Origin of the sequence: Kitasatospora sp. NPDC051914, from assembly GCF_040680995.1 — a bacterium.
Lineage (GTDB): Bacteria > Actinomycetota > Actinomycetes > Streptomycetales > Streptomycetaceae > Kitasatospora.
This window is the reverse complement of the sequence record NZ_JBFAXX010000110.1, coordinates 1-14,372: the sequence shown is the minus strand read 5'-3', so window position 1 is coordinate 14,372 and position 14,372 is coordinate 1. Positions and strand designations below refer to the sequence as shown.

Below are 14,372 nucleotides of genomic sequence, written 5' to 3'. Positions count from 1 at the left end.
TGTCCTCGTCCGCCTTCGGCCAGTCGAAGCCGAGCATCTCCAGGACCCACTCAAGGCCGTCCGGCAGCATCAGCGACACGAGTCAGTTCCCCCCAGCAGAACCCGCGCCGGTCGGCGCGGACAGAGACAGACGAACAGGACGAGCGGGTCGAACAGGCAGGACGGACCAGCGAGCGCGGGTCAGACCTGCGGGCGGTACATGGTGTGGATCTCGTTGCCCAGGGCGTCCGTCCGGCCGCCGAGGGCGCCCAGCCGGCCGGTCGTGTCGACCTCGTTCGCGGCGTGGCTCTCGGCCATGGCCTGGAGCTTCTGGCCGATCTCGCCGAGTCGCTGCGCGAGCGAGTCCATGGACTCCTGCATGCCGTCGCGCAGGCCCTCGTACACGATGCCGAACTTCTCGCCGAGGTCGTCGTCGCCCCACGGCGGCTCGCTGCCGCCCTCCAGCGCCTCCAGACGGGACTTCAGCTGGTTCGCCGCGTCCTGGAAGTCCTTGCCGACCGACTCGAGGTTCCGCCCCTGGGCGCGCAGATTGCCCTCGTCGACGATGATCTGCTGACCTGCCACCGAAACGCCCCGTCCCCCGTACGACTGCGGCGACCCCGCCCCACGACGCGTGGACCGAGCCCCGCCACCCAACTACCCGTTAACCAATTGATCCTACGGCTTGGCCCCGGTCGCGCAGTACCGCCGGTCGCCGGTTCGCACGAGCCCCACCTAACCGGAATCACCCCCTCCGATCCGGGGCGGCGCGCACCGCTGCAGGCGGAAATCGACTCGCTTCCTCCCGATCCGCCCGGTAGAAACCGGGGATGACGAACGAACCCATGGACCGACTGGACCAGCTCCTCGCCGAACGGGCCTGCGAGCGGCTACTGATCGACTTCCTGCACCGCCTCGATCTGGGTGAACCCGCCTCCGTCGCAGACCTGTTCACCCCCGACGGCACCTGGGAGTGGCCGGAGGGCGAGCGCCGCATCGAGGGCCGCGACGCGCTGCGGGCCTACTTCGCGTCCCGCCCGGCCGACCGCCTGTCGCGCCGGATGTGCAGCAACATCCTGGTCGACATCCACTCCCCCACCACCGCCACCGCGATCTCCTACTTCGCGACCTACCGCGTCGACGGCTGGACCGGCGGCATCCTGCCACCCCGTCTGCCCGCCAATGCAGGCCACTACGAGGACACCTTCCGCCACGAGGACGGCCGCTGGCTGCTCGCCTCCCGCACCCTCCACCTCGCCTTCGGCGGCCCCACCGAACGGCTCCGGCCCGCCGAGGCCCCGGCCGCCCGCGACTGACGGGGCGGCCATTACTTGCTGTTCCGGTCCGTCCAGAGGTCGTACAGCGACGGAACGAAGCAGCGCTGCTCCCAGAAGCCGCCGCCGGCCGCCGCCGGGTCGACGGTCGCGACCCAGCCGGCGACGGCGCGCTCGAGGTCGTCCCCGTCGTGGTGCCCGAGCAGCACCGGCGCGGTCAGCGCCGCATGGTGCAGCAGGACGATCCGCAGCAGCCGGTCCAGGCTGCCCGCCATCAGCGGGAACTCCTCGTCCTCGCTGGGCCGGTGACCGTGGCGCACCTCACCGGTCCGCCCGTCGAGGAGGATCGGCGAGCCGTGGAAGGACCCGAGCCCCTCCCACAGGTCCGGTCGGCCTCCGACCGGTCGGAGACCCTCCACGGCGGGGCCGACCGTACGGAGCCCGGAGGCGCCCTCGGTCAGCGGCCAGCCCATCCCGGTCAGGAACGCCCTGGCCCCGTCGTTCCCGATCCCGGCCGGAACGAGCCCGTCCGGGAGGGGACGGCACGCCCCCGGCCCGAACGCCCAGTTCTTTTCAAGCACTTCCCGGCTCACGGCCCCGCTCAACGGCAGCGGGGGGTTCGGCCACGCCGCCCGGCCGGCCACGCTGTACCCGGGCCTCCCGTGCGGCACGGACGGCAGCCCGGCCAGCCGCTCCTCGTCCACCAGCGCACCGAACAGGCCGCACCGGCCGGAGAACACCCACAACGTGCCCCCGGGCGCACCGGACGGCGCGCACTGCACGGCCTCGTCCACCGCACCGGGCACCCACGGCAGCCGCCGCGCCAACTCCGTACGCTCCGACGCGTCGAAGGACGACCACGCCCCGTTCACCCGCCGCACGGCCGGTCCCGTCGTCCTCCTCGACCTCCTCCAGCAGGTCCTCGTCCGGACCGCCGAGGAACTCCCCCGTCGCCACGTCCCACCGCCACTCGTGCTCGACGCCCCAGTCGTCCTCGTCCTCCCGCCGAATCGCGAAGGCGGCACCGCCCTCTTCCCGCTCCACCAAGTGCACCTCGTCGGCGAGAGGAATCGGATCGGCCAGCGGCGCAAGCCCGCTCGGCCACTGCCACCGCGACCACACCGTCCGCCACGGAAGGCGCACCCGCGCTGCCACCTCGTCCGCGGCAGCGCCCAACCCCCGGCTCACCAGCGCATGGTGGACCCAGGCCAGCCACTCCTCGTGGCTCGCCGGCGCAGCCACCCCCTCCAGCAGCAGGCAGTGCAAGTCCCCGGCGATCCCGCCCAGCGGCACGCCTTCGGGGTACGCCGACGCCAGCCCCAGGCCCAGCCCGTACCACTCGGACTCCACCAGGAAGCCCGGATCGGCGATCCACTCCCCCAACTCCCCCGCCAGCGCCGCGTGCACCGGCCACGCCGCATGCAGGTACCCGGCCGCAACCGGCTCCTCCCGAAGCCCCAGCACGGCCCGGTGCACGGCACGCTGCTGCCCGACCGTCAAAGGCAGTTGCTCCCGAACGGCCCGGTGCTCCTCGGCACCGGTGAAGCCCACCCCGCCGGCGTCGAGCACCAGCAGCCGCTCCCGCTCGGCGAACTCCTCCAACGCCTCGGCCGTCACCGGCCCCGCACCCAGTGCCTCGGCGAACGCCCGCCACACCGGCACCGGCGCGCGGAAGGTCTCCAACGCCGCGGCGGCGGACAGCCGGCCGGCATGCTCCGCCGGGAGATCGACCGGACGGGACGCCTCGGCAGCCGTCTCCCCGGCCACCACCGGTACGCCGAATGCCTCCCGAGCGTGGTACCGCGCCCACTGTCGGAGGCGCGCCGGCTCGCCCGTCGACCGTACCAACGGCCCTGCGGCCCCGACCCGTTCGAGCAGCACCTGCTCGGCCCCGTCGTCCTCCCCCACCAGCCGCCGCGCCTCGGCAACGACCGCCTCCAGGCTCAGCCCGGCACAGTCGATCCGCACGATCCCGTCCACGGCACCTCTTCCCCTCGACGTCGACGCCGGCGCTCAGTAGTCCATGATCTCTCGCCATTCGCCGGGCAGTTCCGCCCGGACGCGGTCGGCGGCCTCGGACGTCAGCGCCCTGAACTCCAGCCACCCGAGCTCCACGCCGTCGTCCGAGCGGTCGTCGCAGACCAGCACGTCACGGTCGGCGAACCACCGCTGCCGGTCGTCGGAGTCCTCCGGTCCGTACAGCGACGGTACGGCGGTGAGGTGGCGTTCCAGGTGCTCGGCATCGCCGGGGAGTCGTTCCCTCCTCCAACCACCGCGGTCGCCGCACAGGGTGTTCTGCGACATCAGCAACTCGATGCAGGCGAGGGAGAACCGGTCCGCGTACGCGCCCCATTCGCCGCCCTCGCCGTCGATCACCACCGGCGGGTCGGCCTCCGAGAGGCGGTCGAGCGGAATCCCGAAGGCGTACGAAAAGAGCTTCTCCGTCTGCCAGACCAGGACGCCGTCCTCCGCCCACAGGTCCTCCGGCGGGTACGGGTAGCGGAGGGCGTGGAAGAGGTCCCACCGCTGTCCGAAGCGGGCGTACCACTCGCGCATCGCCCCGGGCAGCGCGAAGCCGAGCCGCTGCTCGGCGGCGGCCAACTCCTCCTCCGGGACCCCGTCGCCGGGCTTCACCGGCGCGCCCAGGTGGGCGGCGAACCGCTCGACGAAGCCGAACGCGGCGGACGGGCCGGCGAGGGCCGCGGGCAGGTCGACCCGGAGGTCAAAGCTTTCGGACATTCAGGAACGGTATCCCGCCCCGCGGACACCGCTGCCGGCGGCTACAACCACTCCTCCCACAGGTCGAGGAGGGTCGGGTTGAAGTACTTGTGCTCCCAGAAACCGCCTTCGGCGGCGGCCGGGTCCACGATCCGGATCCAGCGCGCGACGTCCTGCTCCAGGTCCATCGAGTCGTACACGCCGAGCAGCACCGGCACCGACAGCGCGGCCCGGTGCAGCAGCACGATCCGGAACAGCTGCGGCAGCCCACCGGCCACCAGGGCGAGTTCGTGATCCCGGTCCTCGCAGAACACCTCGCCGCTGCGGCCGTCGAGAAGGATCGGCGAACCCCAGAGGTCGCCGAGCCCCGCCAGCAGATGCGGGCGGTCGTCCGCGGGCTGCAGACCACCGGCGGCGAGTTCGACCGTCGACAGGACCGGGTCTTCCGTCACCGGCCAGCCCACCTCGGTCAGGAACTCCCGGGTGCCGGGGTGTGCCACCGCCGCAGGAAGCAGCTCGGGCGCCACCGGACGGCACGCGCCGGCACCGAGTACCCAGTCCTGTTCCAGCTCCGCCCGGGTCAGCACACCCGTGAGGGACACGTCCGGCACCGGCCACTGCGCCCGCGGGGTGAGCCCGTTCCCGTACCACCCCCGTGACACCTGCGGGAGTTCCGCCATCAGGTCGTCGTGCACCAGCGCGCCGAACAGCCCGCAGCGCCCCATGAACACCCACAGCGTGCCGCCCGCCGGGTCCGTGGGCGTGCACTGCACGGCGTAATTGACCGACTCCCCCGTCCACGGCAGCTCGGCGACCGGCTCGTACCGAGGGCCGAGAGCGCTGGAACTCCACTGCCCGTCCACGTGCAGGGCCGTACGTCCGGTGAGATCCTCGGCGTGGGCCACGACCTTGTCGTGCGGTGCGGTGTTCGCCGCGCCGAGCAGCTCCCCCGTCCGGGCGTTCCACAGTTGCTCGAACACCGTGCCCGATTCGTCGCCCCAGGGCTCGTGCCGGGTGGCGAGGGTCGGGCCGTCGGGCCCGTGCACGAGGCAAAGTTCGTCCTGCTCGATCTCCTGCGGCAGCCGCGGCGCGTACCCGCTCGGCCACTGCCAGCGCGACCACAGCGTCCGCCACGGCAACCGCACCCGGGTCGCCACCTCGTCCGCCGCGGCGGTGAAACCCCGCCCCACCAGTGTGTGGTGCACCCAGCTCAGCCACTCCTCGTGGCTCGCCGGCGCGGCCAGCCCCTCCAGCAGCAGGCAGTGCAGATCACCCGCAACCGTGCCCAGCGGCACACCCTCCGGATACGCCAGCGCCAGCCCCAGACCGAGGCCGTACCAGTCCGACTCCACCAGGAAGCCCGGATCGGCGAGCCACTCCCCCAACTCCCCGGCCAGCGCCGCGTGCACCGGCCGTACGGCGCCGAGGTAGGCCGCCACGGTCTCGTCCGTCCCGGCGGCGTCGGACCGCAGTCCGACCAGGGCGCGGTGAACCGCGCGCTGCTGCACATCGCTCAGCGGCAGCCGGGCCCGAACGGTCCGATGAGCCACCCGGTCCGCGAAGCGGACGGCATTGCCCTCCACCGTGATCTCGGGTCGGCGAGCCGCGAACTCCGTCAACTGCTCGACCGACACGGGCCGGCCCGTCAGGGCGGCCGCGAACGCGCACCACACCTGCAGGCCCGAGCGCGGCAGTTCCAGGGCCGCCGCCGCGGCAAGCCAGAGCAACTCGTCCGGTGCCGCAGGAAGGTCGTGCCGGGCAGCTGCCTCCGATCGGTCGTCGGCTTCTGCGGGCGGAGCGATCGTCACGGGTCGCCCCACCAACTCCGACACTGCCCGACTGCCGCAGGACATGATGCGCTTCGGCTCGTCCGAGCTCACCAGTGGACCGGCGAGCTCCACCCGTTCAAGCCGCAGGTGGACAATTGCACCGGCCTCGGCGGACGCGCGGCCGGCTGCTGCAACGACCGATTCGAGGCTCTGCCCGGCACAGTCGACGGCAACGGAAACAGCCTGGGGCGAGCCATCATTCGTCACGCAGCAATCCTATGCATCCGCTCCGCCGTCACTCCGAATGCCCATCCGCATCCCAGACCGTCGTACCCGGGCAGGCGGCTCGATTCGAGCCCCGAGCGCAGATCGGCGAGCCTGCGCCCGATCGTGCGATGCCAAGCAGCCATGCCGGACGGGTTTCAGTCCGGGGGAACCGGCACCTCGCCGGAGTCGAGAAAGAGGTAGTCGTACACCTTCCGGAGGTATGCGTAGAGTTCGTCGTCCGACTCGAAGTCGACGAATGTCAGGTCGCAGAACCGCTCGGCTGAAAGCTCCTTCGTCCCCAGGACCCGGGAGAACTCCCACTTGATCGACTTCCCCCACTCCGGAGCGAAGGACGACAGCGTCGACCGGACCCGCGGGAGGTGGTGGAACGCCACCTCCACGTTCAGGTAGGTCTGAAAGAAACCTGCGAGCTCTCCCTTCTCCCCCATCACAGATTCGGCCGCCCCCCGATCCGACTCAGTTGTCGGGGATCTGCACGCGCAGCGCGCTCAGCCCCGCGCTGTCCGCCACCAGGACGATGCCGTCCGGCGTGACATCGGCCCCGGCAAGCGGAGCGGTTGCGGCGAACACGGCCAGTTGCCCGCCCTCCGCCTGCCAGATGCGGAGGTAGTCGCCACCGACGCCCAGTCGCAGGGCACCGGCCTCCCGGTCGTGGTCCGACGGCCGGGCCAGCTGCACCGGGTCGCCGTCCAGTTGCTCGCCGGTCTGCGCACGGTAGGCGACCAGGGGCTGTTCTGCCCCCGGCAGGTTGGCCACCACGGCCGGGGTGCCGTCCGGGCCCGCTGCGGCAGTTATCCCGGCGATCCCCGCCAGCGGCCTGTGCCAGAGCGTGTGCCAGGGCAGATCGACACCGAACTCGGAGACGGACAGGCCGTCCAGGCGGCACCCGTGCTCCAGCAGGCCCGCGACGGTGCGGGGGTCTGCCTCGGTGCGGGTGAACAACGGAGCCAGGCGCAGCCACGTCCGCCCGACGGCCGGAAGCTCTGTGCCGGTGCGGGTGAGGTGTTCGGCGGCTGCGCGGAGCACGACCTGGTCGGCGTGGACGAGGAATGCCGGGTCGGCCATCAACTCCGGCAGGAGGCCACCCTCCAGCGCGTGCCGGATCAGGCCGGTGTGGGCGTAGGCCGGCGCCTCGGACCACCGCGTAGGCCCCTCGGGGAGCCCGGTCAGCAGGGCGTTGGCCATCCTGCGGCTGCTCTCACGGACGGTCGTGCCGAACCGCTCCCGCAGCTCGTCGGCCAGGGCCGGGTGCCGCAGCCGGACCGCCGGCTCCGAGCCGTTCCCGTCCCCTTCTCCGCCGAGCAGGTCGAAGAAGGGAAGCAGCAGCCGCTGGCCGTCGGCGAACACCGTGGACAGGTCCTTGCCTGCCACCGCCGAGGCGAGCGGCTCCCAGAGCGAGAAGGGCAGGGGTGCATCGGTACCCGCGAGTGCCAGCGGGGCGAGCAGTCGGCGGAGGGTGAGTTCGTCGGTTCCGCAGCGCTCGGCGTGCAGGTCGAGCGTGTCCCCCACCGTGTGGGGGAAGCCCACTGCCGGGCCGTCGGGTACGGCCGTCAGCGACCAGGCGGCCAGCTCCACGACGAGCGGTCCGTTCGCCTCACGGGCGACCGCCTCGGCCTCCTCCGGCCGGGCGACCATGGCGGCGGCCTGGAGCGACAGGGCATCCGCGTCCGCCCACGGCTCCACGTCGAGGTCGATCACCAGGAGGTCCTCGGCGGGCAGCCGCTCCGCCAGCCACTCGGCCTGCGCACGGGGCACGTCGGAGAGCAGCCGGATCCCGGGCGCGAGCGCCAGCGGCAACAGGACGTCCTCCGCGACTCCGGCCGGTCCACCCGGCACCGGCAGCACTCCGACCCGGTCGACGTCGGCGACGACGACCGGGACGGGCCGCTCCTGTTCCTCGGCGAGCAGCGCGTACACCTCCTCGGTCCGATCCGCGCCGAGCCCGAGCTCGTCGGCGACCAGCCACAGCAGCTGGGCCGGCGTCAGACCGGCGGCCGCGAAGACCGGCGGCGTCGGCAGGCCGGCCGGCGGAACGGTGTCCGGCTGGAGCACGTCGGTGTCGAGGAGCTTGCGGTACTCCGGGTCGCAGAGCATCAGGAAGCCGGTCAGTAGCCGTGACCTGCCGCTCCCCGCGCTCCCGGTGATCAGCGCGGTGGCCGGGGACGCCCCGTCGGCGAGCCACACCGCCAGGGCCCGGAGCGCGGGCGCCCGCCCGCCCAGGTGCGGATGCGGCTGGTGGACTGGCTGGGAGGTCACGGTCGGGGCTCCAGGGCTGGGTCGGTGCGAGGAGGTCGTTGCGGGCGGCGGGGCGGCGGGGGCGCTATTCGGGAATCTCCTCCCACAGGTCGAGCAGGGTCGGCGCGAAGTACTTCTGCTCCCAGAACCCGCCCTCGGCGGCCGCCGGATCGATCGTCCGGATCCAGCTCAGGACGTCCTCCTCCAGGTTCAGGGAGTCGTCCACGCCGAGCAGGACGGGCACCAGCAGCACGGCCCGGTGCAGCATCACGATCCGGAGGAACTGCGGCAGCCCACTGGCCATCAGGACGAGTTCGCGGTTCCAGTCCTCGCCGAACACTTCGCCGCTACGGCCGTCGAGCAGGATCGGCGAGCCGAAGAACCGGCCGAGCCCGGTCAGCAGCCCGGGACGGCCGTCCGCCGGAACCAGCCCACCGGGCGCGAGTTCGGAGGTCAGCAGTCCCGGATGGTCCGTCACCGGCCAGCCCACCTCGCCCAGGAACTCCCTGGTGGCACGGTGTTCGACCACGGCCGGAAGCAGCTCGGGCGGCACCGGGCGGCATGCTCCGCGGCCGAACGCCCGGTCCTGTTCCAGCTCCTCCCGGGTGAGCGGCCCGTCGAAGGACACCTCCGGCCGGGGCCACCGCGCGCGGGCGCTGAGCGGGTTCCCGTACCCACCGCGCGGGAGCCTCGGCAGCCGGGCCATCAGGTCGTCGCGCACCACCGCGCCGAACAGCCCGCACCGCCCCATGAACACCCACAGCGTCCCGGCTGCCGGGTCCGGGGGTTCGCACAGGGCGGCGAAGGTGACCGACGCGCCCGTCCACGGCAGCGCGGGCACCGGGAAGTCCTTCCACCGGCCGAGGGCCCACTCGCCGTTCACATGGCCGACGACGATCCCGGCGAGTGCCTGCTCCTGGGGATGGATCCCGGTGTGCGGCTCCGTGCTCGGGGCACCGAGCGGCTCACCCGTCCGGGCGTCCCGGAGCTGCTCGAACACCGTGCCCGATTCGTCGCCCCAGGGCTCGTGCTGGGTGGCGAGGGTCGGGCCGTCGGGCCCGTGCACCAGCAGGATCCTGTCCTGCTCGGTCTGCGCGGGCGGCCGCGGAACGTACCCGCTCGGCCATCGCCAGTGCGACCACAGCGTCTGCCACGGCAGCCGCACCCGGGTCGCCACCTCGTCCGCCGCGGCGGTGAAACCCCGCCCCACCAGTGTGTGGTGCACCCAGCTCAGCCACTCCTCGTGGCTCGCCGGCGCGGCCAGCCCCTCCAGCAGCAGGCAGTGCAGATCACCCGCAACCGTGCCCAGCGGCACACCCTCCGGATACGCCAGCGCCAGCCCCAGACCGAGGCCGTACCAGTCCGACTCCACCAGGAAGTCCGGGTCCGTCAGCCATTCCCCCAGCTCCCCGGCCAGCGCCGCGTGCACCGGCCGCGCGGCGCCCAGGTAGGCCGGCCCGTCCGGCCGCAGGCCGAGCAGCGCCCGGTGGATCGCACGCTGCTGCACACCGCTCAGCGGCAACCGCGCCCGGACGTCCCGGTGGGCCTCGCGGTCGACGAACCCGACCGTGCGCCCCTCCACCACGAGCTCCGGCCGGGAAGCCGCGAACTCCGTCAACCGCTCGACCGTCACCGGCTGTTCGGCCAGCGCGACGGCGAACGTCCGCCAGATCTCCACGCCCGACCGCGGCAGCTCCAGCGCCGCCGCAGCGGTAAGCCACAGCAACTCCTGTGGATCAACCGGAAGTTCGTGACGCTCGACCGCCGGCCGGGCGTCATCCGCCGGCCGGGCGAGGGTCACCGGTCGCCCGACCAGCCGCGAAATCTCCCGGCTGCCACAGGACCTGATCCGTGTGGGCTCGTCCGAGCTCACCAGCGGACCGGCGTCCTCCACCCGCTCCAGCCGCACCTGGGCGTTCGGACCGGCCTCGGCGACCGCCCGCGCGGCGGCCACGATGACCGACTCGAGGCTGTGCCCTGCACAGTCGACGGCAACGGAAACTGCCGTGGGCGACTCGTCGTTCGTCATGCGGCAATCCTATGCATCCGGCCCGCCGTCCCTCCGGATGGCCGCCCGCATCCACAGCACCTCGATGTTGCGCATGTACCAGCGGGTGTCGGCCTGCTGCTGCTTCCGGGCCTTCGTCGCCGTCATCGGATCGCCGTTGGCGTCCACGGCCCCGTCGACCATCGGTCCGGCGCGGTAGCCGATGCCGTAGCTCACGCCCACCCCGCCCAGGGAGGAGGACCCGCGGATGTAGACCGAGCAGTCGTTGCTGCCACCGCCGTACATGGCACCGCCGGACGAGTATCCGCACGGCTCCCGCTCGGTGTAGAGGTGCACGGGCTCGAACGGCTTGTTGCCGGCGGCGACCCGGGCCTTGTTCACCTCGTCGAAGTACTTGCCCACATGGGGTTCCGAGTGGTCCTGGTGCTCCTTCGCGGTGTTCGACGCCGAGCTGTCCACGATGTAGTGGACCTCTTTGCTGACCGGGTCCCGGACCTCCAGCACGGCGAAGTTCCGGCCGCTCATGTCCAGGGTGTCGTTGGTCCCGTTGGTCGTCTTCCGCAGGTGGTCGGCCCAGGTGGTGCCCGGTTCCCGGTTCCCGAAACCGTTGTCGCGCATGTCGTTGAAGATGCTTCGCGCGGGGGATCCGCTCGTGCCCCACATGTCGAACTTCTGGTGAAAGTGGGCGCCCCAGGAGCGTCCCACCGGCGGACGCGGAACGCTGGGGTCCGACCACTCGTAGCCGTCCGGTCGGCCGCCGAGCGCGTAGCCCACCGCGTTGCCCTGGTGGAAGCTCACGTTCATCCGCGCCAGGACCGCGACCACGGCACCGCGCTCACTGGAGTCGAGCTTGTCGAATCCGGGCAGCGCCTTGGTGAGCTCGCTGTGCGTGAACCCCTGCGGGGGGTTCGACCCGTCGAAGTTGTTGCGCTTGGCGGCCTCGTCGAAGAGCCGCTGGACCGAGCCGTCGCGCTCCCACGACTCCAGCTTGTCGAACGCCTTGTGCAGATCCATCTGGTGGACGTGCTGCTCGGTGCGCAGGGTCGCTTGCGAAGGGTCCGGGAGCCGGTCGTGGTGCTCGTGCTTCGCGTCCTGCCGCTCGCCGTACTCCGCGCTGCCCTTGACCTCGTCCCGGCGGTCGATCTTCGGCATGCCGTCGGCCTCGAGGTCGACCCCCTTCTTGGGCTTCTTGCCGGGCGGCCCGTCATCACCGTCCTGATCGAGATCGTGTTTGGTGCCCGCGACCTCCTCCGGGGCGCGGCGGTCAGGGCGGCTGTCGGTCCGGGTGTGGTCGGGCTTGCCGGAGTCGGTGTGCGGGGTCGCGGGCCGGCGGTCCGGGCCGAGGGGGATGGCGAAGACGCCGTGGTCGCCGCTGTGGAGGGGCTGGTTGGAGCGGCGACCGGTCTGGGCGTCGACGTAGGTGATCTTGCCGTTGTGGTTGACGGCGTTCCAGGCGTGGGCGCGGCCGTCGGCGTCGCGGGTGATGATGACGGCCTGCGAGCCGTGGCCCTCGCGGCGGAGGGTGTCCTCCAGCCGGCGGTAGGCGTCCTTGCCGTCGCCCATGTCGGAGAACTTGGCGCCGAGGGCGTTCTCGATGCGGTCGCGTCCACCGCGCTCACCGCGGTCGGACGGGTTCCCGTCGGCATCGTGGTCGGGGGTCCGGGCGGCTGCCGGGGTCGGGTGGCCGGAGTAGGTGTCGACGGTGGCCAGCGCCACGTCGGCGCAGTTGTTGTTCCGGCCTGGGGCGTTCGGGTCGCCGTTGATGGCGCGCGGCCAGTCGCCCTCCGGGTCCGGGTGGCGCTGCGGCTTGCCGTCGGCGTCGCGGGGGACGGAGTTCTCGACCCGCTCCCGGTCGTGGTGACCGGGCTCGACCAGGCCGCCGGGGCTGCCGTACGGACGGTCGGCGGTCGCCGGACGGTCCGGGTCGGCCGGCTTGTGGTCCGGGGTGGCGTGCTCAGGGTCGCGGTTCGGCGTAGGCCTGCCGTGATCGTCGCGCGGATCCGCCGACTGGCGGTCTGCACGCGGGTCCGGGCGAGTGGGTGCGTCGGCCGGACGCTCCGCCCGCGGGTCCTGACGCGGAGCGCGGTCGTCTGGGCGGTCGGCACGCGGGTCGGGGCGGGTGGTCCCGTCCGGACGCGGAGGTGCCGAAGTCGGACGGTCGGCGGCCGGACGGTCGGCACGCGGGTCCGGACGCGAGGCGGCGTCGGGACGCGGTGTGCCGGTCCGCGGGTCGGGGCGGCCCGCCGTGGGCTGCTGCCCCAGGGTGGTCGGGCGGTCGGTGCGGTCCGGGCCCGGGTTGTTCCGCTGGCCGGGGACGGTGGGTCGGTCGGCGTCGGCAGGCCGGTTGCCGGTCGGGGTGCCGGCGGTGGGACGGTCCGTGCGGGGCGTGTTCGCGCTGCCCGTGCCGGGCGTTCCGGAGGTCGGCGGGACACCCGCGCCCGGGTTCACAGGGCCGGGGTTCTGGGACGGCTGGCCCGTGGACGGCGTCGGGGTGCTGTCGGGGGTGGGCGTGCCGGGCGCGTGGGCCGGCGGGGCGTCGGCTACCGCGGTGGAGGCGGTGTGGACGGTGGCCCGGTGCGGCCCGTCCGAGGACGGCGTGCGGGAGGCGTCGCCGGCCGGGACGTGCGGCACCGACCCGGTGTGCGGCGGCACCGCCGAGCCGGAACGTTCCTGCTGCGGAGCGCCCTCCTCGGCCCGTGGGACGGACTCGTGGCGCTGCGGCGGAGCTTCGTGCCCGGGGCGGCCGGCCTCCGGACCGTTGTGGGACTGGGCCGCGGTGCTCGCCGGGGCATCACCGCGCACGGGACCGTAGGACGGCGACGGACGGCTCTCACCGCTGTGCACCGGAGTGCCGGACGACTCGTCACCACTTCGCACCGGACCGTAGGACGGGGTGGTGGTGCGTGCCTCACCGGAATGCGGCTGGGCGTGCGACGGCGTCGAAGCGGCATCCGGGGACGGCCGGGACGACGGGGAGTCGGCCGCATGGCTCGGTGCCGGGGTCGGCGACGAGTCGGGCGTGGGGTGGGTGGAGACCGGGCCGGGCCGGGAGTCCGGGGTGCCGCTGTGCGGTGGGGTGCCGGCGTCGCCGGTGTGGTGCGGAGCGGCCGCATGCGTCGGAGAGGGGCCCGGGGCGGGAGCGGGTGTCGCGTCGGGCCGGGCGTTCGGAGTGCCACCGTGGGTCGGGGTCGACGATCCGTCACCGGTGTGCTGGGGCGGCGGAGTCTGCGACGGGGCAGGAGCAGGCGTGGCGTCGGGCGCGGGGTGTGCGGTGGTCGGGCCGGGCCGGGCGGTGTCCGCGCCCGAACGGTCCGAGGGGGCTTCACCGTTACGCGCGGGCCCGTCCGAAGAACCGTCCTGTGCGGGAGGGGTCGGTCGGCTGTCCGTACCGGTGTGCGCGGGCGGCGCGTCCGCACCGCGGCCGTCACCCGACGCCGGCATCGGACCGTCCGAGCCGGGCGTCGGCCTGCTGTCCGAGCCGGTGTGGGCGGGCGAGCCGCTGTCGGCCCCCGAGGACGGGGCGGGCGCGGAGGAGGCCGGCGGAGTCCCGTCGCCACCGGTCGGAGTGTGGTTGGCCGCAGGTGCGGGGTCGGAGCTCAGCCGCGTACCGAACGGGTCGAGGGGCGTGGAGCCGCGGTTGTCGCCGGCCGGCGCAGGCGCAGGCGTGGGACGCGACGTGCTCTCGCTGCGGTTGCCCGCACCGGAGTCGCCGCTCCCGCTGTCACCCGAGGGCGAGTGGTTCGTGCCGCTGCTGCCACCCGAGTCACCGGACGAGGGACGCGAACCGCCCGACGACGAGCCGGAGGAGCCGGACGATCCGGAGGAACCGGTCGAGCCGGAAGAGCCGGTCGAGTTCCCGGACCCGGAAGAGCCGGAGCCCGAGTCGGAACCCGAAGAACCCGAAGAACCCGACGAGCCGGAAGAGCCCGACGTACCAGTGGAGTTGGAAGAGCCGGAGGACCCGGACGATCCCGAGGAGCCCGAGTCGCCACTGCTCCCGCTGCCACTCTCGCCGCTGCCGCCGCTCTCGTGCCCGCCGCCCGAGCTGCCGCTGCCGTGCCCGGCCGCGTTGTCCAGGTGGTGCCGAGCCGCACCACCCGC

Annotated in this window: 10 protein-coding genes and 1 pseudogene; 2 read left to right on the top strand and 9 right to left on the bottom strand. The window is 73.2% G+C overall.

Features of this window, described 5'->3' with window-relative positions; all coding sequences use genetic code 11:
- Positions 1 to 180: 180 nt before the first annotated feature.
- On the bottom strand, positions 181 to 564 hold the full coding sequence (locus AB0M03_RS37880) for a hypothetical protein (RefSeq protein WP_363500778.1): 384 nt from the start codon (positions 562 to 564) through the stop codon (positions 181 to 183).
- Positions 565 to 809: 245 nt separating this feature from the next.
- On the opposite strand from AB0M03_RS37880, the gene AB0M03_RS37875 reads away from it, so the two are divergent.
- Positions 810 to 1,295: a nuclear transport factor 2 family protein gene (locus AB0M03_RS37875; RefSeq protein WP_363500775.1), complete on the top strand. Its 486-nt coding sequence runs from the start codon at positions 810 to 812 to the stop codon at positions 1,293 to 1,295.
- Between the two features lie 11 nt (positions 1,296 to 1,306).
- Here the strand turns inward: AB0M03_RS37875 and AB0M03_RS37870 are convergent, their stop codons facing one another.
- The 8 genes from AB0M03_RS37870 to AB0M03_RS37835 all read right to left on the bottom strand — a co-directional run bounded on the left by AB0M03_RS37870 (position 1,307) and on the right by AB0M03_RS37835 (position 13,073).
- Complete coding sequence (locus tag AB0M03_RS37870) at positions 1,307 to 1,834, bottom strand: SUKH-4 family immunity protein (protein WP_363500772.1); 528 nt, start codon at positions 1,832 to 1,834, stop codon at positions 1,307 to 1,309.
- Entirely contained in the window at positions 1,827 to 3,233 is a 1,407-nt protein-coding gene (locus AB0M03_RS37865; RefSeq protein ID WP_363500769.1) for a hypothetical protein, read from the bottom strand. Before AB0M03_RS37865 ends, AB0M03_RS37870 begins: the two co-directional genes overlap by 8 nt.
- Before the next feature lie 33 nt (positions 3,234 to 3,266).
- Positions 3,267 to 3,992 carry a hypothetical protein gene (locus tag AB0M03_RS37860; RefSeq protein WP_363500766.1) on the bottom strand — a complete coding sequence of 242 codons (726 nt, stop codon included), beginning with the start codon at positions 3,990 to 3,992 and terminating at the stop codon, positions 3,267 to 3,269.
- A gap of 41 nt (positions 3,993 to 4,033) precedes the next feature.
- Complete coding sequence (locus tag AB0M03_RS37855; protein WP_363500763.1) at positions 4,034 to 5,779, bottom strand: SUKH-4 family immunity protein; 1,746 nt, start codon at positions 5,777 to 5,779, stop codon at positions 4,034 to 4,036.
- Positions 5,780 to 6,162: 383 nt separating this feature from the next.
- Positions 6,163 to 6,456, bottom strand: a complete 294-nt coding sequence (locus AB0M03_RS37850) for a hypothetical protein (protein ID WP_363500760.1) — start codon at positions 6,454 to 6,456, stop codon at positions 6,163 to 6,165.
- A gap of 28 nt (positions 6,457 to 6,484) precedes the next feature.
- Positions 6,485 to 8,284 (bottom strand): ATP-binding protein, encoded by a 1,800-nt coding sequence (locus AB0M03_RS37845; RefSeq protein ID WP_363500757.1) that lies wholly within the window; start codon positions 8,282 to 8,284, stop codon positions 6,485 to 6,487.
- Positions 8,285 to 8,348: 64 nt separating this feature from the next.
- Positions 8,349 to 10,292, bottom strand: coding sequence for an SUKH-4 family immunity protein (locus AB0M03_RS37840; protein ID WP_363500754.1), 1,944 nt, complete (start codon positions 10,290 to 10,292; stop codon positions 8,349 to 8,351).
- Positions 10,293 to 10,301: 9 nt separating this feature from the next.
- Positions 10,302 to 13,073: a toxin glutamine deamidase domain-containing protein gene (locus AB0M03_RS37835; RefSeq protein WP_363500751.1), complete on the bottom strand. Its 2,772-nt coding sequence runs from the start codon at positions 13,071 to 13,073 to the stop codon at positions 10,302 to 10,304.
- An 862-nt stretch (positions 13,074 to 13,935) separates the two neighbouring features.
- Here AB0M03_RS37835 and AB0M03_RS37830 point away from each other — a divergent pair.
- Positions 13,936 to 14,372, top strand: a pseudogene (locus AB0M03_RS37830) (hypothetical protein); the annotation flags it as partial.

Coding starts and splice junctions, on each gene's coding strand:
- AB0M03_RS37875 (WP_363500775.1), top strand. CDS start 810: ATGACGAACGAACCCATGGACCGACTGGACCAGCTCCTCGCCGAACGG.
- AB0M03_RS37860 (WP_363500766.1), bottom strand. CDS start 3,992: ATGTCCGAAAGCTTTGACCTCCGGGTCGACCTGCCCGCGGCCCTCGCC.
- AB0M03_RS37840 (WP_363500754.1), bottom strand. CDS start 10,292: ATGACGAACGACGAGTCGCCCACGGCAGTTTCCGTTGCCGTCGACTGT.
- AB0M03_RS37850 (WP_363500760.1), bottom strand. CDS start 6,456: ATGGGGGAGAAGGGAGAGCTCGCAGGTTTCTTTCAGACCTACCTGAAC.